Source organism: Acidovorax facilis, from assembly GCF_050626955.1.
In the GTDB taxonomy this organism is placed as follows: domain Bacteria; phylum Pseudomonadota; class Gammaproteobacteria; order Burkholderiales; family Burkholderiaceae_C; genus Acidovorax; species Acidovorax facilis.
In genome coordinates, this window is the sequence record NZ_CP192460.1 from 2,986,809 (window position 1) to 3,009,454 (window position 22,646).

At 66.0% G+C, this 22,646-nt stretch carries 14 protein-coding genes and 1 pseudogene; 7 read left to right on the top strand and 8 right to left on the bottom strand.

Features of this window, described 5'->3' with window-relative positions; translation table 11 throughout:
• Positions 1-32 precede the first annotated feature (32 nt).
• Entirely contained in the window at positions 33-1,055 is a 1,023-nt protein-coding gene (locus ACQ4MJ_RS13680) for a saccharopine dehydrogenase NADP-binding domain-containing protein (protein ID WP_431152326.1), read from the bottom strand.
• 94 nt (positions 1,056-1,149) lie between these two features.
• Between ACQ4MJ_RS13680 and ACQ4MJ_RS13685 the strand changes: the two genes are divergently transcribed.
• Positions 1,150-1,818 carry a TetR/AcrR family transcriptional regulator gene (locus tag ACQ4MJ_RS13685; protein ID WP_218299164.1) on the top strand — a complete coding sequence of 223 codons (669 nt, stop codon included), beginning with the start codon at positions 1,150-1,152 and terminating at the stop codon, positions 1,816-1,818.
• A 99-nt stretch (positions 1,819-1,917) separates the two neighbouring features.
• On the opposite strand, the gene pmbA is transcribed toward ACQ4MJ_RS13685, so the two are convergent.
• Positions 1,918-3,360, bottom strand: a complete 1,443-nt coding sequence (pmbA, locus tag ACQ4MJ_RS13690) for a metalloprotease PmbA (RefSeq protein ID WP_121507131.1) — start codon at positions 3,358-3,360, stop codon at positions 1,918-1,920.
• Positions 3,361-3,424: 64 nt separating this feature from the next.
• On the opposite strand from pmbA, the gene yjgA reads away from it, so the two are divergent.
• Complete coding sequence (gene yjgA / locus ACQ4MJ_RS13695) at positions 3,425-4,096, top strand: ribosome biogenesis factor YjgA (RefSeq protein ID WP_121507132.1); 672 nt, start codon at positions 3,425-3,427, stop codon at positions 4,094-4,096.
• Positions 4,089-4,697, top strand: a complete 609-nt coding sequence (gene mog / locus ACQ4MJ_RS13700; protein WP_228900210.1) for a molybdopterin adenylyltransferase — start codon at positions 4,089-4,091, stop codon at positions 4,695-4,697. Before yjgA ends, mog begins: the two co-directional genes overlap by 8 nt.
• Before the next feature lie 106 nt (positions 4,698-4,803).
• Here the strand turns inward: mog and cysE are convergent, their stop codons facing one another.
• Complete coding sequence (gene cysE / locus ACQ4MJ_RS13705) at positions 4,804-5,583, bottom strand: serine O-acetyltransferase (protein ID WP_055400178.1); 780 nt, start codon at positions 5,581-5,583, stop codon at positions 4,804-4,806.
• Positions 5,584-5,626: 43 nt separating this feature from the next.
• Positions 5,627-6,430 (bottom strand): RNA methyltransferase, encoded by an 804-nt coding sequence (locus ACQ4MJ_RS13710; RefSeq protein ID WP_431152325.1) that lies wholly within the window; start codon positions 6,428-6,430, stop codon positions 5,627-5,629.
• Between the two features lie 175 nt (positions 6,431-6,605).
• Here ACQ4MJ_RS13710 and ACQ4MJ_RS13715 point away from each other — a divergent pair, with 175 nt between their 5' ends.
• On the top strand, positions 6,606-7,562 hold the full coding sequence (locus ACQ4MJ_RS13715) for an inositol monophosphatase family protein (RefSeq protein WP_431152324.1): 957 nt from the start codon (positions 6,606-6,608) through the stop codon (positions 7,560-7,562).
• A gap of 201 nt (positions 7,563-7,763) precedes the next feature.
• On the opposite strand, the gene ACQ4MJ_RS13720 is transcribed toward ACQ4MJ_RS13715, so the two are convergent.
• The 3 genes and pseudogenes from ACQ4MJ_RS13720 to ACQ4MJ_RS13730 all read right to left on the bottom strand — a co-directional run bounded on the left by ACQ4MJ_RS13720 (position 7,764) and on the right by ACQ4MJ_RS13730 (position 16,410).
• Positions 7,764-8,894: a response regulator gene (locus tag ACQ4MJ_RS13720; protein WP_055400172.1), complete on the bottom strand. Its 1,131-nt coding sequence runs from the start codon at positions 8,892-8,894 to the stop codon at positions 7,764-7,766.
• A 24-nt stretch (positions 8,895-8,918) separates the two neighbouring features.
• Positions 8,919-13,821 (bottom strand): annotated as a pseudogene (locus ACQ4MJ_RS13725) (PAS domain S-box protein).
• Positions 13,822-13,863: 42 nt separating this feature from the next.
• Complete coding sequence (locus ACQ4MJ_RS13730; RefSeq protein WP_431152322.1) at positions 13,864-16,410, bottom strand: putative bifunctional diguanylate cyclase/phosphodiesterase; 2,547 nt, start codon at positions 16,408-16,410, stop codon at positions 13,864-13,866.
• 282 nt (positions 16,411-16,692) lie between these two features.
• Here ACQ4MJ_RS13730 and mutS point away from each other — a divergent pair, with 282 nt between their 5' ends.
• A complete protein-coding gene (gene mutS / locus ACQ4MJ_RS13735; protein WP_431152321.1) occupies positions 16,693-19,311 on the top strand; it encodes a DNA mismatch repair protein MutS in 2,619 nt (872 codons plus the stop codon).
• 62 nt (positions 19,312-19,373) lie between these two features.
• Here mutS and ACQ4MJ_RS13740 read toward each other — a convergent pair whose 3' ends face one another.
• Entirely contained in the window at positions 19,374-20,582 is a 1,209-nt protein-coding gene (locus tag ACQ4MJ_RS13740; protein WP_431152320.1) for an alpha/beta hydrolase family protein, read from the bottom strand.
• A gap of 318 nt (positions 20,583-20,900) precedes the next feature.
• Between ACQ4MJ_RS13740 and ACQ4MJ_RS13745 the strand changes: the two genes are divergently transcribed.
• Together ACQ4MJ_RS13745 and ACQ4MJ_RS13750 are read left to right on the top strand one after the other, a co-directional pair.
• Entirely contained in the window at positions 20,901-21,728 is an 828-nt protein-coding gene (locus ACQ4MJ_RS13745) for a proteasome-type protease (RefSeq protein ID WP_010459683.1), read from the top strand.
• A gap of 42 nt (positions 21,729-21,770) precedes the next feature.
• Positions 21,771-22,592, top strand: a complete 822-nt coding sequence (locus ACQ4MJ_RS13750) for an alpha/beta fold hydrolase (protein ID WP_055397361.1) — start codon at positions 21,771-21,773, stop codon at positions 22,590-22,592.
• The last annotated feature ends 54 nt before the right edge of the window (positions 22,593-22,646 follow it).

Sequence of the window (22,646 nt, forward strand, 5' to 3'; positions counted from 1 at the left end):
TCGCGGCTGGCACCCGCACTCGGGGTCGCCATTCAGGCTACCTGCACATCGCCAAAGACTTCGAGCGCCTGGCCGTTCAGCGCCCGCAGCGTATCGGCAGGGTCCACCGCCTCGCCCAAGGCCAGCGCGCCGCTGCGCTGGTACGCCGGGGCCATCAGGCGCTGCGCGGCCTCCAGCACCAGGGGCGCCGTCACGGCATAGATGTCCTGGCCGCGCACACCGGCCGTCCGCACCACGCCGTTTTGCACCTGCCGCACCACCAGTTCGAAGCGCTGGGCCGACCGGCCGCTGCCATCCACCGCCGTGGGCGGCGGGGTGCTGGCATCGCGGATGTCGGCCAGGGCCGAGCGGTTGATGAGCGAGCGAATGGTGTCGGCCTGCAGGTGGTGCGCCAGGGTGATTGTCTCGCTGAACGGCAGCTCGACCATGGCATAGGTCGCCAGGGGTGCAGCAAAGGTCCAGTCGGGCACGTCGGCAGCGGGGACCAGCGGCACCAGGCGCCCACCCTGCACCACCTGGCGCGGCGCCTTGTTGCGCTCGCCCGTCAGGCGCGTGCCTTCGGTGGGCCACCAGCGGTCCAGCCCCATGGCCACGGTGATCTCGTCGATGGGGCCGGGCGCGGCGAGCGCGCTGGCCAGCAGGTCGGCCAAGCCACCGTAGAAACCGGCAGCGGGCACCACAACGCGCCCGGCGGCCACTGCAGGTGCCTGCAAATCGGCAAAGGTGCCCTGGGCGCTGGGCTGCTCGGCGGTCACATCGATGTAGTGGGCGCCCGCCTGCAGCGCGGCCTGCGCCACCGGGGTGGCCGTGTCCATGAATGGCCCCGCGCAATGGATGACCACGCCACAACCGGCAAAGGCCTGCACCAGCGCCGCCGGGTCGTCCAGCGCCGCCACGCGGCACTCCACGCCTGATGGAAACAGCGCAGCCAGCCGGGCGGCATTGCGCCCCACGGCCACCACGCGCAGGCCACGGCGCAAGGCCTCCTGCACCACAAACTGACCGGTATGGCCGCTGGCACCGTACACCGCGATGGAAGGAACAGAGGATGTCATGGAGAACCTTTCGGGAAAGAAGTGGAGGGGAAAATTGACGATACAGACCTGTCTGTTTTTTGAAGATTACAGACAGGTCTGTATCATGTCAAGCATGGCCGCACATTCTTTTTCCCATCCCCTCCCGGCAACCGCGCCAGGCGCCCACCCCAAGCCTTCGTCACGGCGCGCTGCGACGGCCTCCAGCGAGCCCGTGCAGGACGTGCGCGAGCGCATCCTCGACACGGCGTCGAGCCTGTTCTACCAACGCGGTGTGCGCGCCGTGGGGGTGGACCTGGTGGTGGCCGAAGCGGCCGTGGCCAAGACCAGCCTGTACCGCTACTTCCCCACCAAGGACGACCTCATCGTGGCGTTTCTGGAGCGTGAAGACGTGGACTTCTGGGGCCTGTGGGATGCGGTGGCAGCGCAGCATGCCGACGACCCGGCCGCCGAGCTGCAGGCCCACATGCAGTGGATCGGCGAGCGGCTGGGCCGCTCCAACTACCGGGGCTGCCCGCAGATCAACGTGGCGGCCGAATTTGCCGAGCAGGACCACCCTGCCCGCTTGGTGGCCCGGCAGCACATGGTGACGCTGCGCAGCCGCCTGCACGGCATTGCAGAGCGGCTGGGCGTGCCCCGGCCCGAGGCCCTGGCGGCCCAGCTGGCTGTGCTCATCAATGGGGCTTTCGTGAGTTCAGGCCTGCTCAGCGGCGAGGAGGCGACCCCTGTGCTGCAAGCAGCAGTGCAGGCCTTGCTGGCGGGTGCGCGGGCAGGCAACACGTAGCGCAACAGCTGCTCAAAAAACAAAAAGGCCCTCGCTCGTCGCGAGGGCCTTTTTTGCATCAGCGCGGCCCTTTGCGGCGGCTGCGCTACGGACCAGGCGTTAGCTCCCCGCCACCTTCATGCGGTTGACCAGGATGGAGCCCACGGTCTTGGCGCCGTAGTTGTAGGCATCCGCACCCACGGCCTCAATGCCCTTGAGCATATCTTTGAGGTTGCCCGCGATGGTGATCTCGTGCACCGGGTAGGCGATCTTGCCGTTCTCCACCCAGAAGCCGCTCGCGCCGCGCGAATAGTCGCCGGTCACGTAGTTCACGCCCTGGCCCATCAGCTCCACAACAAAGAGGCCCGTGCCCAGCTTTTGCAGCATGGCGTCGAGGTTGTCGCTGGCTTGCGTGAGGCGCGAGGTCATCACCAGGTTGTGCGAGCCGCCCGCATTGCCCGTGGTCTTCATGCCCAGTTTGCGGGCCGAGTAGCTGGACAGGAAGTAGCCCTCGACGCGCCCTCCTTTGACCACCTTGCGCGGCGCCACGCGCACGCCTTCTTCGTCAAAGGGCGAGCTGCCCTTGCCGCGCAAGATGAAGGGGTCTTCCAAAATGTCGATGTGTTTGGGAAAGACCATCTTGCCGAGCGAATCGAGCAAAAAGCTGCTCTTGCGGTACAGCGAGCCGCCACTGACGGCCTGCACAAAGCCGCCCAACAGGCCGGCGGCCAGGGTGGATTCGAACAACACCGGGCATTGCGTGGTGGGTATCTTGCGCGAGCCCAGGCGGCTCAACGCGCGCTGCGCGGCGTAGCGGCCTACGGCCTCGGGCGATGCCAGTTCGGTGGCGTCGCGCATGGAGCTGTACCAGGCATCGCGCTGCATCTCGGCGTTGCGGCCGGGCAGCGAGGCGATGGGTGCGACCGAAAAGCTGTGGCGCGAGCTGGCATAGCCGCCGCGAAAGCCGCGCGTGTGGGCGCTGAAGAAGTGGCTTTGCTGGGCCGACACGCCCGCGCCTTCGCTGTTGGTGATGCGGCGGTGCGTCTTGAGCGCGGCGGCCTCGCAGGCCTTGGCGATTTCAGCGGCCTCTTCGCTGGTGATGGCCCAGGGGTGGAACAGGTCCAGGTCACGGTGCGTGTCGGCCGGGGCGATGTCATCGGCGTCCGGCAGGCCTGCCATGGGATCTTCGGCCGTGAAACGGGCGATGTCGTAGGCTGCCTGCACGGTTTGCTCGATGGCCTTGTTCGAGAAATCGGACGTGCTGGCGTTGCCACGGCGTTTGCCAAGGTACACCGTCACGCCCAGGGATTTATCGCGGTTGCGCTCCACGTTCTCCAGCTCGCCCTTGCGCACGCTGACCGACAGGCCGCAGCCCTCGGACGCCTCGGCGCCTGCGTCGGTGGCGCCGAGCTTTTTGGCATGGGCCAGGGCGCGGTCCACCAGGTCTTCAAAGAACGCGCGGCTGTAGCTGAAGCCGTTGTCAGGGGTGCGGGAGGTGGCAGGCGCGGGCGCAGCGGCAGCCGCGCTTTGGGCGCGCGCGGCGCGGGTGGAGGGTTTATTCATAGCGGCAGCTATGATACTTGCCGCTGTGGCGCGCTCTGCGCCGCTTCTCTTTTTGCCCCCACCCATGTCACGCAAACCCAAAAAAGGCTACTTTGTGCGAGGCCAGTTCGTTGCCGAAGGCAGCGAAATGGACATTCAGCTCAAGGCCGAACTCAAAGGCACGCCCGATGCCAGCCGCACCGATCTCAAGCGCGAAAGCGACGAACTGCAGGAGCTGGGCAAAGAGCTTTTGAGCTTGCGCGCCGACCTGTTCGAGGCGGTGGGACTGCCCGACAAGCTGGTGGACGCGCTGGCCGAGGCCAAGCGCATCACCAACTTTGAAGGCAAGCGCCGCCAGATGCAGTACGTGGGCAAGATCATGCGCAAGCTCGAACCCGAGCTGGTGCAGGCCGCCCGCCAGGCGCTGGAAGAGCAGCACAAGGGCTCGGCCACCGAAAAGATGCAGTTGCACCTGGCCGAACACTGGCGCGACCGCCTGATTGCCGACGATGACGCGCTGGCCCCCTGGATGGCCGAGCACCCCACCACCGACACGCAGCAGTTGCGCGCCCTGATCCGCCAAGCCCGCAAGGACGCACAGCCTGCGGGCAAGGAGGCCAATGTCCAGGTCTCGCAAGGCCTGGCCCCGCGCAAGGGCCGCGCCTACCGCGAGCTGTTCCAGCTGGTGCGCGAGCACCTGGGCGGCACGGGTGCAGACGACGCCAGCGATACCGATGAGGACCACGGCGATGAGTGAGCCTTCCGCCCTGCACGACCCGGTGAAGATCGGCATCGTCTCCATCAGCGACCGCGCCAGCAGCGGTGTCTATGAAGACAAGGGCCTGCCCGCGCTGCAGGACTGGCTCACGCGCGCACTGCACAACCCCATCACCTTCGAATCGCGCCTGATCCCCGACGAGCAGGAAGGCATCAGCGCGGCGCTGATCGAACTGGTCAACGCAGGCTGTTGCCTGGTGCTGACCACCGGCGGCACGGGCCCTGCCTTGCGCGACGTGACGCCCGAGGCCACGCTGGCCGTGGCGCACAAGGAGATGCCGGGCTTTGGCGAGCAGATGCGCCAGATCAGCCTGAAGTTCGTGCCCACCGCCATCCTCTCGCGCCAGGTGGCCGTGGTGCGCGACCAGAGCCTCATCATCAACCTGCCCGGCCAGCCCAAGGCGATTGCCGAGACGCTGGAAGGCTTGAAGGATGCGGATGGCAAGCAAATCGTGCCCGGCATCTTTGCGGCCGTACCCTACTGCGTGGACCTGATTGGCGGGCCGTATCTGGAAACGCGGGACGAGGTCTGCAAAGCGTTCCGCCCCAAGAGCGCTGTGCGGGCAACTCGCCCAGCTTGATACGTCAGAATCTGAAGCAAATATAGCCGCTAGCGCTTAATCGATAAGCGCAAGCAGCTATATTTTTCATAGCAACCAAATAAAACAGGGCAGCGCAGGCACGCCGCTACTTGCCCACCAGTTCGTTCAGCTTGCCCGCCTCGAACTGCTCCTTGAGCGCAGCATCACACGGCACGCAGTCCTTGTTCTGCGGGTTGGTGGACAGCTTCTCGATGGCCTGCCACAGCAGCGCGATCTGGTGCTCCTGCGACGAGGCGTTGTCGATCAACCCGCGCATGGCCTGCGAGAGCGGATCGTCCTCCTGCGTGATGCCATAGGCCGTGAACTTGCGCGCCTGCTGCGGCTCGGTCACGTCCGCGCTTTCGCCAGCTTTGGACGGGATGATCCGGGCCGGAATGCCCACCGCCGTGGCGCCCGCAGGCACCGGCTTGATGACCACGGCATTGCTGCCGATCTTCGCGCCGTCACCCACTTCAAAGCCGCCGAGCACCTTGGCGCCCGCACTCACCACCACGTCCTTGCCCAACGTCGGATGGCGCTTGGCACCTTTGTACAGCGAGGTACCGCCCAGCGTGACGCCCTGGTAGATGGTGCAGCCGTCGCCGATCTCGGCCGTCTCGCCCACGACCACGCCCATCGCATGGTCGAAGAACACGCGCTCTCCAATCTTCGCGCCGGGGTGAATCTCGATGCCCGTGAACCAGCGCGCAAAATGCGAAATAAAGCGACCGAGCCATTTCAGGCCGTGGTGCCAGCACCAGTGCGCGGGGCGATGCAGCCAGATCGCGTGCAGGCCCGGATAACAGGTGATCACCTCCCACGTGCTGCGCGCGGCAGGATCGCGGTCGAGGATGCACTGGATATCGGAGCGCAGGCGGGCGAACATCGTGGCTCGTTTCTTTTGGTTATGTGTTTATGGGCTGCACAGTCTAGCGTTTCGCCTCTGTGGCCTCGATCATGGCTTTGGCGACACCTCTCAAGATGTGGATTTCTTCAGGGCTGAGCTGCGCGCGATTGAAAAGCTGGTTAAGGCGGGGCATGAGCTTCTTGGGTGCGGCGGGGTCCAGAAAGCCGATGCCGGTGAGCGCCTGCTCCCAGTGCTTCAGCATGCCCGCTACCTGCGCGGCGTCGGCCAGGGCGCGCTGTGGTGTGGCATCCAGCACCGGGAACCCGCCCAGCGCCATGCGCCATTCGTAGGCAATCACCTGGATGGCGGCGCCGAGGTTGAGCGAGCCAAAGCCGGGGTTGGTCGGAATCGACAGTGCTACGTGGCAGCGGTACACATCCTCGTTGGTCATGCCAAAACGCTCGGAGCCAAACAGGAAGGCGACACCGGCCTGGCAGGCTGCCGCAGCCGATGGATCTTCTGGATTTGAGGTGTTTTTGACCTCTAGCGCTTTTCCACCAAGCGCTAACAGCTCTTTTTTTAATAGCAACTCGAAATGGGCACGCGGCGCAGCCGTGGGCGGCCCGAAGTCGCGCGGGGTCATCGCCGTGGCGCACAGGTGGCTCATGCCGTCCAGCGCCTCATCGAGCGTTGCAACGATGCGGGCGTTCTCCAGCACGTCGAGCGCGCCACTGGCGCGCTGGATGGTCTCCTCGCGCCGCAGCACGTTGGCCCAGCGCGGGGCCACCAGCACCAGGTCATCAAAACCCATGGTTTTCATGGCGCGGGCGGCAGCGCCCACATTGCCGGCGTGGCTGGTGTTGATCAGGACAAAACGGGTCTTCATGGGCAGGTGCAGGACAAGGGAAAAGGCAAGCGGTTAGGCGAAAAAGAGGCTCTGCGGGTAAAATCCTGCCCTCATTGTCGCCGCCCGCATCGCCGGGTCGGATCGCACCGCTCCTGATTCGCAGGCTGCCTCGCTTCATTGTTGACGCACGGCGCCCTGCTCACCACCACAATTTATGTCGTCCAACCTGCACCCCATGCTTAACGTGGCCATCAAGGCCGCACGCGCCGCCGGCGCCATCATCAACCGCGCGGCCCTTGACGTGGAATCGGTGCGGATCTCGCAAAAGCAGATCAACGACTTTGTGACCGAAGTGGACCACGCGTCCGAAAAAATCATCATCGAGACGCTGCTGACGGCCTACCCCGGCCACGGCATCCTGGCCGAAGAGTCGGGCAGCGAATACGGCGCCAAGGATTCGGAATTTGTCTGGATCATCGACCCGCTGGACGGCACCACCAACTTCATCCACGGCTTTCCCGTGTACTGCATCAGCATCGCGCTGGCTGTGCGCGGCAAGGTCGAGCAGGCCGTCATCTATGACCCCTCGCGCAACGACCTGTTCACCGCCACCAAGGGCCGTGGCGCCTACCTGAACGAGCGGCGCATTCGTGTAAGCAAGCGCACCCAGCTCAAGGACTGCCTGATCTCCACCGGCTTCCCCTTCCGCCCGGGCGACAACTTCAAGAGCTACCTGAACATGATGGCCGACGTGATGCAGCGCACCGCCGGCCTGCGCCGCCCCGGCGCCGCCGCGCTGGACCTGGCCTATGTGGCTGCGGGCTTCACCGATGGTTTCTTTGAAACCGGCCTGTCGATCTGGGACGTGGCTGCGGGCTCGCTGCTGGTGACCGAGGCCGGTGGCCTGGTGGGCAATTTCACGGGCGAAGCGGACTTTCTGGAGCAGCGCGAGTGCCTGGCCGGCAGCCCCCGCATCTACGGCCAGCTGGTGCCTATTCTGGGCAAGTACAGCAAGTTTGCGAGCGCTGGCGACAAGGCGGCTGTGCGCCAGGCGGCTGCGACAGACGCACCCGTCAGCGCTGAAGCCGAGGCTGCAGCCGATGCGGAGTCCGACACCACAGGTGCCGCCCCACAGGCCGACGCCCCCAAGAGCGAAGACGCGCCGTTCTGATCTCAACTACCGCCGCCAGCAGTGAAGACAGCGCACGATGACCACTGCTGAGGTCTCGTAACTGGACTACGCAGCGGGCAAGACGCACACCAGTGCAGCCGTGCAAGGGCCGCCAAGCCGCACTGGCTGCGTCCCCCTTCCCGAATTGCGCAGCAATTCGAGAGAAGGGGGAAGCGACGAAGTCGCTCAGGGGGTTGTCCTTTATCCAGGGTCGGGGTATTTCTGGGCAATGCTGCGGAAGTCTTCCGCAATGTCCACAAATGCATCCACCATGTCGGGGTCAAAGTGCGTGCCCTTGCCGCGAATGATGGTGTTGCAGGCCTGGTCGTGTGAAAACGCGGGCTTGTAGACGCGCTTGCTGATGAGTGCGTCGTACACATCGGCCACGGCCATGAGGCGCGCCGACACCGGGATGGCATCGCCCGCCAGACCCTGCGGGTAGCCTGAGCCATCCCACTTCTCCTGGTGGCTGTAGGCGATCTCCTTGGACACGCTCAAGAACGCCACGCGCATGCCCAGGCGCCGCTCGGCTTCGTCGATGGCGTTGCGGCCCAGGGTGGTGTGGGTTTTCATGATCTCGAATTCTTCCACCGTGAGCTTGCCGGGTTTCAGCAAGATGCTGTCGGGGATGCCGATCTTGCCGATGTCGTGCAACGGAGCGGACTTGTACAGCAGCTCGATCATGCGGTCGTTGAGCACGGGCTCGAAACGCGGGTGGTGGCGCAGCCGCTCGGCCAGCGTCTTCACATACAGCTGGGTGCGGCGAATGTGGTTACCGGTTTCGTTGTCGCGCGTCTCTGCCAGCGATGTCATGGCCATGATGGTCACGTCCTGGATGGCCTGCACCTCCAGCGTGCGCATGGCCACTTCGCGCTCCAGGTAGGAGCTTTTGTCGCGCAGGAAATCCGCCGTGGCCTTGAGCGCCAGATGGGTGTTGACCCGCGCCAGCAGGATGGGCGGACTGATGGGCTTGGTGATGTAGTCCACGGCCCCCAGGGCCAGGCCCGCGCGCTCGTCGTCGGTGTCGGAACGCGCCGTGAGAAAGATCACCGGGATGTCGCGCGTGGCCGCCGCAGCCTTCAGGCGCCGGCAGACTTCATAACCATCCATCTCGGGCATCATGATGTCGAGCAGGATCAGGTCGGGAGGGGTGTCGGACTGCGCGATCTTCAGGGCCTTCTCGCCGTGGTTGGCCACCTTCACCAGGAAATGCTCGCGCAGCAGGCTGCCCATGAGGGTGAGATTGTCCGGCGTGTCGTCCACCACCAGCACCGTGGCGATCGGCTTGTCAACAAGAGCGGCCTGTGGGGAGGCAAAGGGCGCGTTGTCCATGGAAGTTCCTGGGTGTTGTGCCGCTCAAGGGGTGTGAACGGCAGGGTGTTCGGGGCCTGACACGGCGGCCATTGCCGCCAGTGCTTGCTCAAAATCAAAATTCTGGGTGTGCATCTCGACCACCGTGAAGCTGCTCCCCAGCGCGGATCGGAGCACCTGGACATTGTGTTGGAAAAACTCCGGGGCTGCAGGGTCGTCCTGCTCCAGCAGCGTGCGCAGCTTTTGCAGGACCGCCGTGGCGCCCACTCCCTGCAGCGCGGCCCCAGCAGGGGTTTCCAGGCCTTCCGGCCGCCCCGTTTGCTGCCCCTGCATCCACGCCTGCAATCCCGCCAGCAGGGGCTGCAACGCGGCGCCCAGGGTGGCCGTCAGTCCCGCGGACATTTCGGCATGCGCCCCACTGCGCAAGGCCTGCTCCAGCGCTTGTGCATGGGCCGACACCTCCTGCGCGCCAATGTTGGCCGCGACCGAGCGCAGGGTGTGGGCCAGCCGCTCGGCCAGCACCACATCTGCGCTGGCGACGGCCTGCTCCAGGTGCGCAATCACCGACGACTGGCCTTGCACAAATCGCCGCAGCATCTCGGCGTACAAGCCCGGCTTGCCCAAGGCGCGCTGCAGACCCAGGCGGGTGTCCAGCCCGGCAACTGCGGGGAAAGCTGCCGCCACCGCAGCGTCAGCCCCCTCCGGCGCCATCCCATCAGCCCCCCAATCCGAACTGGCACCAACGCCTGCTGCGCGGCCCCCCCCCCTCCACAGGCGGTTTGCCCAGCCCCGGCCGGGGTCGAATCCAGCGGCTCAGGGCGGCCCACAAGGCCGCAGGCTCGATGGGTTTGGCCACATGGTCGTTCATGCCGGCCGCAAAACAGCGCTGGCGATCGGACTCCATCGCGTTGGCCGTCATGGCCACGATGGGCAGGTGAGCATGGCGCGGATTGCTGCGCAATTGCCGCGTGGCCGTTTCGCCGTCCATGACAGGCATCTGCATGTCCATCAGCACCACGTCATAAGCATTGCGCTCGATGCGGTCGAGGGCGATCTGGCCGTTCTCGGCAACATCCACGGCAAAACCGGCTTCGAGCAAGAGTTCGACCGCCACCATCTGGTTGAGCTCGTTGTCCTCCACCAGCAGCACCGACGCTCCCCGGATCTCCAGCGGCAGCTCGTCGGCAGCGGGCGCGGGGGTGACCGCGCGGCGCTGGCTGTAGGTGGAGTGTTCCAGCGGCTGCATCAGCGTGTCGAACAGCAGCGATGCGTTGACGGGTTTGATCAGCACCGTATCGATGCCCTGAACGCGGGCGGCACGCATCACGTCCTCGCGGCCGTAGGCCGTGACCATGAGCATCTTGGGCACCTGCGCCATGCCCAGGCCCCGGATGTGGCCCGCCAGCTCCACGCCGTCCATGCCCGGCATGTGCCAGTCCAGCAGTAGCAGGCCAAACGGCTGGTGTCGTGCCATGGACTCGCGCAGCCGGTCGAGCGCCTCCAGGCCGGAGTGGGCCTGCTCCACCTCAAAACCCATGGCCAGCAGCATGTCGGACAGCACGGTGGCCGCTGTCTGGTTGTCGTCCACCACCAGCACACGGCGGCCCCGGAGGTCCGGGGGTGGCAGCAGCACGCGCGCGGGTGCACCGCGTTCGAGGGGCACAGTGACCCAGAATGTGGAGCCCTGGCCATAAGTGCTCTGCACTCCCACCTCGCCGCCCATCAGCTCCGCCAGGCTCTTGCAGATAGCCAGGCCCAGGCCCGTGCCGCCATAGCGGCGCGTGGTGGAGGTGTCCGCCTGCTGGAAGCTCTGGAAAAGCCGTCCCATCTGCTCGGGCGTAAGTCCGATACCGGTGTCACGCACTTCAAACCGCAGCATCACCCGGTTGCCCTCTGCCTCCAGCAGCCGCACGGCAATGCTGATCTCGCCCGTTTCAGTGAACTTGATGGCGTTGTTGGCAAAGTTGATGAGGATCTGGCCCAGGCGCAGCGAATCACCCACTAGGTTGGGAGGCACGTCGGCCGCCACATCGCAAACCAGCTCCAGCCCCTTGGCACCGGCCTTGTAGCCCACCACGTCGGACACACTCTCCAGCATGCGGTCGAGCACAAAGGGCTGCTTCTCCACCATGAGCTTGCCCGCCTCGATCTTGGAAAAATCCAGGATGTCGTTGATCACGCCCAGCAGGTGCTGGCCGGCCTGCTGGATCTTGCTCACGTAGTCGTGCTGGCGTGCTGTCAGGCCCGACTTGAGCGCCAGGTGCGACATGCCGATGATCGCGTTCATCGGCGTGCGGATCTCGTGGCTCATGTTGGCCAGGAAGTTGGACTTGAGTGCGGTGGACTCCTCGGCCAGCTCCTTGGCGCGGCGCAGGTCCTGCTCGGCGCGCTGACGGTCGGTGATGTCGACAAAGGTCCCAATGGCCCCGCCCGGCGAGCCGTCGGGCCGCGAGAAGCCGTGCAGCCAGAACAACGTGTGGTGCACCTTTCCGTCGGCATACGGCAGGTCCACCTCCTTGTGCACCGACTGGACCCCGTGCAAGGCCTCCTGCGCGTCCGCATCGAAGCGTTCGCGCTCGGTCTCGGGCAGGAACGCAAGGTCCCGCACGGTCTTGCCGATCAGTGCCTCGCGCTGTACCCCAAAGGCCTGCTCGTAGGCGCGGTTAAAGCCGATGTACCGGCCGTCCGCGCCCTTGTAGAACAGCGGCACGGGGATGGCGTCAATCAGTGCCTGCTGGAAATCCAGCTGCTCGGCCACCTGCTGTTCCAGCAGCTTTTGTTCGTGGATATCCACGTTGACGCCCACCACCCGCACCGCCCGCCCGTTGCCATCGCGAAATATGCGGGCCGCGGACAGGAACCATCGCACCTCACCGTCGGGCCGCACGATGCGCCAGGAATCGCGAAGGTGGGTCTCGCCGCCGGCCAGGGCACTCGAAAAGGCGGCCACCGCGCGGGCGCGATCATCGGGGTGCAGAACCGCCTGCCAGTCACGCTGGGAGCGCACCTCCGTGCCCGGCGCCAGGCCGAGCAACGCCAGCAACTTCTCGCTCCACAGCACCTGGGAGGTGAGCAGGTCAATGTCGAACACACCGATCTTTCCGGCCTCCTGCGCCAGCTCCAGCCGGTCTTTGGCCTGCTGCATGGCGATCTCGGCCCGGCGCTGCTCGCTGACGTCCTCGATCACCCAGAGGGATGCGTTCTTGAACCCCTCCATTTGCACGCTGCGTCCTGCCATGCGTGCCTCAAAGCTGTGGCCATCCAGGCGAAACAGCGTCGACACCTGCCGCACGGCGCCCCCGGCGTTCAGCACGGGACCGACCTGGCCGTAGAACTGCCTTGCGCGGTCTTCCCCACCCAGCAACACCCCGACGTCCAGCCCCAGCAGCTCGGACGCCGTGCTGCCCATCAGCTCCACAAACGCCGGGTTGAACTGCCGGAACTTCCCGTCCCCCACCAGCGCAATGGGGGGCGCGTTGTCAAAGATGGCCGTCTGCTGCTCCAGCAGCTCGTTGAGCAGACGCTCACGCCGCTCCAGCTCCTTCTGTGCCTGGATACGCCCCGAGGCGTCTTCGTGCAGGCCAACGATGGCAATGCGCTTGCCACGCTCGTCAAACACGGGCGAGAGCGTAGCCTCGTCGTGGTAGAGGCTTCCGTCCTTGCGGCGGTTGACAAACTGCCCTTGCCACGAGCGGCCCGAGAGCAGCGTGGACCACATCTCCTGGTAGGTCTGCGCCGGGGTCTGGCCACTGGACACCACCGACGGCTTCTTGCCACGGACCTCTTGCAGTGTGTAGCCGGAGTTGCGCTCGTACTGCGGATTGACCCAGTCGATGCGCCCGTCTCCATCGGTGATGACCACCGAGACTGGGCTGCTCCCCAGCGCAGCGCCCAATACCCTGAAGCGCTCCAGCGCAGCGCTCACCCGCGCACGGCTGCGCAGCAGCTCCAGCAGCAGCAGCCCCAGCAGGCTCAGCAGCACGAAGGCAGCCCCTCCCACCTTCAGGCGCTCAGCCCCCGTCATCAGGGTGCTCACGTCATCCAGCATCGCCAGCTGCCACTGGCCGCCGGGGTCGCCCCAATCGACCTGGCGGCGCTCCACTGCGTAGTTCACCCCGTCGATGACAACCTCGCCCGCATCCGGCGCGAAGGGTAGGGAAGAAGCCAGGCCCTTGTCGAAGTGGTTGCCAAACTGGCGCGAAGCGCGGATCGAATCAATGCGCGCCTGCGTGAGGGGCGGCGCCACGGCAAACAGCCACTCGGGCCGCGTCGAGGCGAACACCACGCCTTGCGGAGACAACAGCACCGTGGGCAACTGGGTGCTCTTGAGCACCTCGTCAAACAACTCGAACCCCACCTTGAACATCACCACACCGATGATGGAGCTGGAAGGCGTGTCGTTTTCATACAGCGGCGCGGCGTAATAGAGGCCACGCTCCTGCGAGTTGCTGCCAATGGCGGCATACACGCTGATGGCGCCCTTGATGGCCTGCTGAAAATACGGACGAAACGCCAGGTTGATGCCGGTGGATCGGCCCCCCGGCGTCTCGTGCGCCACCACCGTGCCATCGGCCGCCATGACATACACGCCGTTGACCAGAAACCGCCCCCGGGCGACCCCCAGCCGCACCAGGGCTTCAGGGTCGTCCGGTGCCAGCTGCCCCAGGGCCATGGCCTTGAGCAGCGGCTCGCTCAGGCCCAGCAACGACACCGCGCCCAGCATGCCGCCACCCGTGATCCGGGCCTGCAGCGTGTCCACGGTCTGCTGCAGCAGCTTGGCGCGCTCGTCAGCACGTTGGGCACCTTGCCAGTGCATGGCCCCCAGCACCACCAGCCAGGCCCCCACCATTGCCGCAGCCACCACCAGCACCAGACCGCGCACGCCCGGGGCATTGCGGTCCAGCACCTTGTCCAGAAATCCGCCCACGCCCTCACCCACCCGCGTCACGCGGAACCTCCGTCCAAGCCCTGGCCAACCAGCGAGCGGCTCTTACCGAGCGGGATACAGCAAGGCATCAATGTCCCCCACCGGCCCGGGCCGCCCAAACAGATACCCCTGAAACCCCTCACACCCATGCAGCCTCAGGAAACTCAGCTGCCCCGTCGTCTCCACCCCCTCGGCCACCACCTCCAGGTCCAGGCTCTTGGCCAGCGCCAGGATGGTCCGCACAATCGCCGCGTCGTTGGGGTCCGTCAGCACGTCCCGCACAAAGCTCTGGTCGATCTTGACCTGGTCCAGGGGCAATCTCTTGAGGTAGGACAGGGAGGAGTAGCCGGTGCCAAAGTCATCCAGCGCAAAGCCCACGCCTTCGCTCTTGAGCTGCACCATGCGTGCGATGGTGTCTTCGATGTCTCCCAGCAGCAGGCTTTCGGTGAGTTCGAGCTTGAGTTTGCGGGGGTCGGCGTGGTGGTTCTTGAGGGTCTGCAGCACTTCGGCCACAAAGCCGGGCTGGCGGAACTGCCGGGCGCTGACGTTGACCGAGATGGACAGGTGGGCGGTGGCTTCGTGCTGGCCCCAGCGCTGCAGTTGTTCGCAGGCGGTTTGCAGCACGTATTGGCCTAAAGGGAGGATCAGGCCGGTCTGTTCGGCCAGGGGGATGAAGTCGCCGGGGCTGATCATTCCGCGCTGGGGGTGGCGCCAGCGCACCAGGGCTTCTGCGCCCATGAGCTGGGACTGGTGGTCCACGACGGGCTGGTAGTGCACCAGCAGTTCGCCCCGGGCCAGGCCCTGGCGCAGGTCGGCTTCCAGGTTGGAGCGGGCGTTGACGGCCGCTTGCATGTCGGGGTCGAAGAAGCGCTGGGTGTTGCGCCCTGCGGCCTTGGCCTGGTACATGGCCAGGTCGGCGCGTTTGAGGAGTTCGTCCACCGTGAGGCGTTCGTCGCCAAAGAGGGTGATGCCGATACTGGGGGTGCTGTAGTGCTGGGCGCCGTCGAGTTCGAAGGGCTGGTTCAGGCTGGCCAGGAGTTTCTCGGCCACGGTTTCTGCCTGGGTGGCGGCATCTTGCAGGTCGGGGGCCAGGGCTTCGAGCATGACGACGAATTCGTCGCCGCCAAAGCGGGCCACGGTGTCGGCTTCGCGCACGCTGCCCACCAGGCGGGTGGCGACCTGGGACAGGAGCTGGTCGCCCATGTCGTGGCCCAGGGTGTCGTTGAGGTCTTTGAAGTTATCGAGGTCGATGAACAGCAGGGCGCCGAGGTTCTTGGTGCGCTGGCAGGCGGCGATGGAGCGTTGCAGGCGGTCCAGCAGCAGGCGGCGGTTGGGCAGGCCTGTGAGGGCGTCGAAGAAGGCCAGGCGCTCGATTTCTTGTTCTGCGCGCTTGCGGTCCGTGATGTCCATGGTGAAGCCATGGGACACCACCGAGCCATCGGGCTCGCGGTGCGGAATGGCATTGGTCATGTGCCAGCGCACGCTGCCGTCGGGCATGCGCACACGGTACTCACACTGCCAGGGCACCAGCCTGCGCACCGACGTGATCGCCGAGCGCTGCACCTGTGGTAGGTCTTCGGGCAACACCCGGAGCATGAGCACGCCGTGGTCGGCGGTCACCTGGCTCGGCTCCACGCCCATGAAGTCACGCACTGCATCGCTGATGTACTGCACGCTGGTGCCGCCATCAGCATGCAGTCGGTACTCGTAGATAAAGCCCGGGATGCGGCTGGCAATGCGCTGGATGAACAGCAGCTGCTCGCGCAGCTGTTCGGCCGCGCGGTGTTCGTCCGTCACGTCCTGCACCACGCCCATCACCACCTGCACCCCGTCGCGTGGCAACGTGCGCTGCACGCGCGACCGCATCCACCGCACTTCGCCATCGGGCCGGCGCCAGCGGTATTCCACATCCAGGCCGGCACCTGGCATGCGGGCCTTGTCGAACACATGGCGGTCCTCGGGCAGGATGCCGCTCACGGCGCGCTCGGGGTCCACCCATTCCTGCTGTTCGAAGCCAGCGATGTCGCACAGGCCGGGCGACCACAGCAGCACCGTTTCGCCCGGGTCTTCGATGCGGCGCCAATGGCCCGTGCGGGCCAGGCTCTCCATGGTGTTGAAGACCTCGGTCTGTTCGCGCAGTTCGCGGCGCACTTCTTCCAGGGCACGTTCGGACGCTGCCAGCGCGGCACGCAGGGTTTCGGCCTCGGTGGCATCGCGCACAGTGACCACGATGCAGTCGCTGGTCACACGGCGGGCTGACAGATCCCAGGCCAGCAGCAGCCGACCGGGCTCGCGCACCACCTGGCGGCATTCGAGCGGCGCACCCACGCGGGCCACGCCTTGCAGTTGGTCCATGAGGGGGGTGCCCGCCAGCAGGTCAAACACCTCGCAGGCATCCGCTCCGGGGTTGCGCACCGCCCCCAGGCCGGGCATGCGGCGTGCGGCAGCGTTGGCAGCCAGCAGCAGCAGACGGCCGTGCTGCAACCGGAACTCCATCAAGGCCACCGGAACGGCATCGACCAGCGCCTGCAGACGCGCCTGCGCCATCGGCTCTATGTGGCCCTCGCCAACGGGGGCAAGGAGATCGGTCAACAGTTCGGACGAGATCACGGTCGCTCTGAAACCTTTGAAGCCTGCGGTGGGTAGGAATCCCGCCTGCGCAAGGCGGGGCCGAGGGTCACAGCCAATGTGCCAGCATACAGGCAAGAGTATGTCAAAACGTAACGGACATTAAAAACCTGTGGCATTTGCCCAAGGGAAAACCCGGAGCCCTCCGCGCAGCACGGCGATCACCGTATCCGCCTGGGCCAACGGGCTCCGCCCCCTGCCGCATGCAGTGCAGGCCCGTGGAGCGAACTGCTACAGTCCACGCCTCATTTCTCGGCCCCCAGCATGTCCGACACGCTCGAACACCACACCCCCATGATGCAGCAGTACCTGGCCCTCAAGGCCGGGTACCCTGAAACGCTCCTGTTCTACCGCATGGGCGACTTCTACGAGGTCTTCTGGCAAGACGCCGAGAAGGCCGCGCGGCTGCTCGACATCACGCTCACGCAGCGCGGCCAGTCGGGCGGCCAGCCGGTGGTGATGGCGGGTGTGCCCTTCCATGCACTGGAGAACTACTTGGCGCGCCTCATCAAGATGGGCGAGTCGGTGGCGATTGCCGAGCAGGTGGGCGAAGTGGGCGCCAGCAAGGGCCCGGTGGAGCGCAAGGTGGTGCGCGTGGTCACGCCCGGCACGCTGACCGACACGGAGCTGCTGTCCGACAAATCCGAATCGCTGCTGATGGCCGTGCACCAGGCGCCGCGTGCGCGCTGTGGACTGGCCTGGCTGAGCGTGACGCAGGGCCGCGTCTTCCTGGCCGAATGTGCGCAGGACGAACTGGGCGCCTGGCTGGCGCGCGTGGCGCCCAGCGAGCTGATCTACAGCGCGGGCGTGACAGAGCGCTTTGAGCAACAGCTGCAAGTGCTGCGCCAGGGCGGCGCCTTCACCTGCCCCATGAGCCCCCGCCCCGACTGGCAATTCGACAGCGCCTTGGGCGAACGCAAGCTGCTCGAAAACCTGGGCGCCGCCAGCCTGCAGGCCTGGGGCGCGCAAGACCTGGGCGAATCGCACGCCGCCGCCGCCGGGCTGCTGACCTATGCCGAGCACACGCAGGGCCGCACCCTCACCCACGTGCACAGCGTGCAGGTGCAGCGCAACGACGACCTCATCGACCTGCCCGCCACCACGCGCCGCAACCTGGAACTCGTCAAAACCCTGCGCGGCGACGATGCGCCCACGCTGTTTTCGCTGCTCGACACCTGCATGACCGGCATGGGCAGCCGCCTGCTCAAGACCTGGCTGTTGGAGCCGCGCCGCGACCGCGCCGAGGCGCGCCAGCGCCTGTCGGCCACCACCGCGCTGCGCGGTGCGGGCGGCGCCGGTGGCGGCAGCGGCCCCTGGGCCTTGCTGCGCGGCGAACTCAAAGGGGTGAGCGATGTGGAGCGCATCACCGCCCGCATCGCCTTGCGCCAGGTGCGCCCGCGCGAATTGGTGGGCCTGGGCAAAACGCTACAAAAAGCAGAGCTACTCGCGCTGAATGGACAAGCGCTGGAGCCCTATTTGATTCAAATCTTCGGCCACCTGCAGCCGCCCGAGGGCTGCACCGGCCTGCTGCAGGCCGCCATCGCCGAAGAGCCCGCCGCCCTGGTGCGCGACGGCGGTGTGATCGCCAACGGCTTTGACACCGAGCTGGACGAGTTGCGCGCCATCCAGACCAACTGCGATGCCTTTCTGCTGGATCTGGAAACCCGCGAGAAGGCGCGCACCGGCATCCCCAACCTGCGCGTGCAATTCAACAAGGTGCACGGCTTCTATATTGAAGTGACCGGCAGCCACCTCGACCGTGTACCCGACGACTACCGCCGCCGCCAGACGCTGAAGAACGCCGAGCGCTTCATCACACCCGAGCTGAAAACCTTCGAGGACAAGGCCCTGTCGGCCAACGAGCGTGCCCTGGCCCGCGAGAAGTGGCTGTACGAACAGATCCTCGACCAGCTCCAACCCCACGTGCCCGCCCTCACCCGCCTGGCCCAGGCGCTGGCCACGCTGGATGTGCTGTGCACACTGGCCGAACGCTCGCTCACGCTGAACTGGTGCGCGCCGCAGTTCGTGCCCGAGCCCTGCATCGAGATCGAAGGCGGCCGCCACCCCGTGGTCGAAGCCCGTCTGGCTGAGACATCCAGCGGCAGCTTCATCGCCAACCACACGCGCCTGAACGCCAACACGCGCATGCAGGTCATCACCGGCCCCAACATGGGCGGTAAATCAACCTACATGCGCCAGGTCGCGCTGATCGTGCTGCTGGCCAGCATGGGCAGCCACGTGCCCGCCGCCAGTTGCCGCCTGGGGCCCATCGACGCCATCCACACCCGCATCGGCGCGGCGGACGACCTGGCCAATGCGCAATCGACCTTCATGCTGGAGATGACCGAGGCCGCGCAGATATTGCACGCCGCCACGCCCCACAGCCTGGTGCTGATGGACGAGATCGGCCGGGGCACCAGCACGTTCGACGGCCTGGCGCTGGCCAGCGGCATTGCCACGCACCTGCACGACAAGACCCGCGCCTTCACGCTGTTTGCCACGCACTATTTCGAGCTGACGGAGCTGCCCGCCAAGGCGCGCCATGCCATCAACATGCATGTGAGCGCCACCGAGAGCGGCACCGACATCGTCTTCCTGCACGAGATCCAACCCGGCCCGGCCAGCCGCAGTTACGGCATTCAGGTGGCCAAGCTGGCGGGCATGCCCTCGCCCGTGCTGCACCACGCAAGGCATGCGCTGGCGGCGCTGGAAGAGCGGGCAGGCGAAGATGAATTGCAGGTGGACCTGTTCGCTGCGCCCGAGGTGCCTGAGAGTGCGGGCGCCAGCCCGCTGGAAGCTGCGCTCGCAGGCATCAATCCGGATGCACTGAGCCCGCGTGAAGCACTGGATGCGCTTTACCAGCTCAAGAAGATGGTGGGCTGACGCAGTCACGCACCCCAGCGGGTAGCACTCGCCACCAACGCGAGCCCCGCCACCTGCCCGGCTTAAAGATCCTGCGCCACCGGCGCCAGCTGCCCTAGCATGAAGGTGATGAATGGCGGCACACAGGGCAGGTGCCCGGCCACCGGTTGTGCGCGGCATTCAGTCAGGCTGACCAGATCGCCCGCGCCGCGACTTTGCATCGCGCGCACGGTGCTGACCGAGCTGGCGTAGGGCACGGTGCGGTCATCGCGGCCGTGGTACAGGCGCACTGGCACATTGGGTTTCCAGTCGTAGACGTTGCTGGCGCTGGCCAGGGCCAACACGTCGTCGGCCAGGAAGTGGTCGATGAAACGTGTGTCGTAGGCCACATCGGCATCGCCCGGGATCAGCGCGCGCAGCAGCAGGCGGCGCACCTCACGCTGCACGCTGCCGCCCAGGTAGCGCAGGAAGCCCGGGTTGATGAGCGCGCCGATCACCGGCTGTTCTTGCCGCACCAGGTCCACCAGGCCATCCATGGTGGTCTGCACGTTGTAAGGCCCCGCGCCCGGCACCACCATGCGCAGCTGTTGCAGGTGGGGCGAAGCGCTTGCTTGCAGCGCGCGGTGTGTGGCCATGGTGACGTAGCCGCCTTCGGAGTAGCCGGTCAGAAAGAGCTGCCCGTTGTCCGCCACGTTGGCCTGGCCGCGCCAGGTGCGGGTGGCGGTCAGAAAATCCACCGTGGCGGCTGCGGACGGCGCCGCCAGCAGGTAGGGGTGGGGCGTGCCCTTGGAAGCGCCAAAGCCCACGTAGTCGGGCGCGAGCACGATATAGCCCAGCGATGCGAGCACCACCGCCACCTCGGACGCAACCGCGTTGTTGCTGGGCGCCTCGGCATCGCGAAAGAGGGTGCCATGCTGGTAACTGAGCACCGGGCTTTTGGCGCCCGCTGGCTTTTGCGGAACGCTGACCAGCCCCGAGGCGCGCACCTCTTTGCCGTCGGCATCGGTGGTGAGGTACTCGATCCGGTAAGAAGTGACGCTGTAGCGCGGCACCACGTCCTGGGCCAGCGACTCCTTGGCGGCCAGCGCTGCAGCGATATCAGCGGCCGGCACGGTGCCAAGCAAGGCGGCGGATTCGAGCTGGCCGGAACGCGCCGGTGCGGGAGGTGGCTCCGGAGTGTTGCCGCCATCGCCGGGGTCTTGCGCGCTGCCCCCGCCACAGGCCGCCAGCAATGCCACCAAGGCCAGCGCGCTGGCGCGGCGGGTTCCAGACAAGATCAGTGGGTTCAACACGGCAAGGCCCCTCCAGGTGAAGCGGCGGATGATAGGAGCGACGGGCACACACTGCCTGACCCGTGAGCAATAGCCCTTTACCCCCGGGGCGGCAGTTGCCTTGGCTGCCGCCGGAACTTCGGGTGAACGCAAAAGGGCGGGACCTGCCAATTCTTGAGTAAAAATGGCCTCCAGCGCTTATCCACCAAGCGTTGGTTGCTATCAATACAGGATACCGGCTACGGCACACGCGATGACTGGCCCGCACTCTGCCCAAGGGTGCCTTCCCACGCCGGACTAAACTCGCGGGTTCCCCTCTTACAACGACCCACTTCTTCCATGACGTATTGCGTCGCCATCAAACTCAACGCTGGACTGGTTTTCCTGTCCGATTCGCGCACCAATGCCGGCCTGGACCAGATCAGCTCTTTCCGCAAGATGATGGTCTACGAGAAGGCGGGCGACCGCTTCATGGTGCTGCTGTCGGCAGGCAACCTGTCCATTTCACAGTCGGTGCGCGAAATCCTGCAGACCGAGCAGCTCAAGGACGGTGACTCGGGCGAGACGATCTCGATCTGGAACGCCAAGAGCATGTTCGACGCGGCCCGCGTGCTCGGTGCTGCGGTGCGCCATGTGCACGAACGCGACGGCGCAGCGCTCAAGCGCTCGGGCGTGGACTTCAATGTGTCCATGGTGTTCGGCGGCCAGATCAAGGGTGAAGGCATGCGCCTGTTCCAGGTGTATTCGGCCGGCAACTTCATCGAGGCCACGTCCGAGACACCGTACTTCCAGGTCGGCGAATCCAAATACGGCAAGCCCGTGCTCGACCGGGTGCTCACCCCCGAAACCCCGCTGGACGAAGCCGCCAAGTGCGCGCTGGTGTCCATGGACAGCACGCTCAAGTCCAACCTGTCGGTGGGCCTGCCGCTGGACCTGGTGGTGTACGAGGCCGACAGCTTCTCGACCTCCAAGGTGGTCTGCATCGACGAGAACAACCCCTACTTCCGCATGCTGCACGACAGCTGGGGCCAGAAGCTGCGCCAGGTGTTCGACAGCATCGAAGACCCGGCCTGGGGGGGTGGCGCCACCACCGTGCCCATCATGGTGAACCCGGCCCGCAGCAAGCCGCTCAAGAAGATCACCAACCACACCGACAAGCTCATCTGATTTCTCTGACGGCGGGGTTCGCCCTGCCCCGCCGGTATCCCCATGCTCCCCATCGTTTTCTCGCACGCCAACAGCTTCCCGGCCAGCACGTACCGCGTGCTCTTCCAGCACCTCAAGGCCCGGGGGATTGAGGTCAGCGCGGTGGAACGCTACGGCCACGACCCCAAGTACCCGGTGACCAACAACTGGCCCCATCTGGTGCAGCAGCTGGCAGACTTCGCCACGCCGCAGGTGGAGCGCCTGGGCCAGCCTGTATTTCTGGTGGGCCATTCGCTGGGCGGCTTTTTGAGCGTGATGGCCGCCGCCCGCCACCCCCACCTGGTGCGCGGTGTGCTGTTGATCGATTCGCCCCTGCTGGGCGGCTGGAAGGCCAACGCGGTCGATGTGGCCAAACGCACGCAGGTCGTGGGCTCCATCTCGCCGGGCAAGGTCAGCCGACAACGGCGCTTCAGCTGGGCCAGCAACGAAGAGGCGCTGGAACACTTTCGCAAGAAAAAGGCCTTTGCGCACTGGGACCCCGAAGTGCTGGGCGACTACATCACCCACGGCTTGGTGGACCACGACGGCAAGCGCGTGTTGGGCTTTGACCGCGCAGTGGAAACCGCCATCTACAACACGCTGCCGCACAACCTGGGACGGCTGCTCAGCACCCACCCCCTGCAGTGCCCGGCCGCCTTCATCGGCGGGCGCGATTCGGACGAGATGCGGCAGGTGGGCATGGCCATGACACTGCGCATCACCAAAGGCCGCACCATGATGCTGGACGGCAGCCATCTGTTTCCGATGGAGCAGCCCGTGGCCACGGCGGCGGCCATTGAGGCGGCGCTGCTCAATCTGGCGGCGCTGAACCCGGTCAAGCACTGACGACCCACCCGCAGTGTTGGGGGGCTGCGGGGTTTGGGGCGGCATAGCACCCAA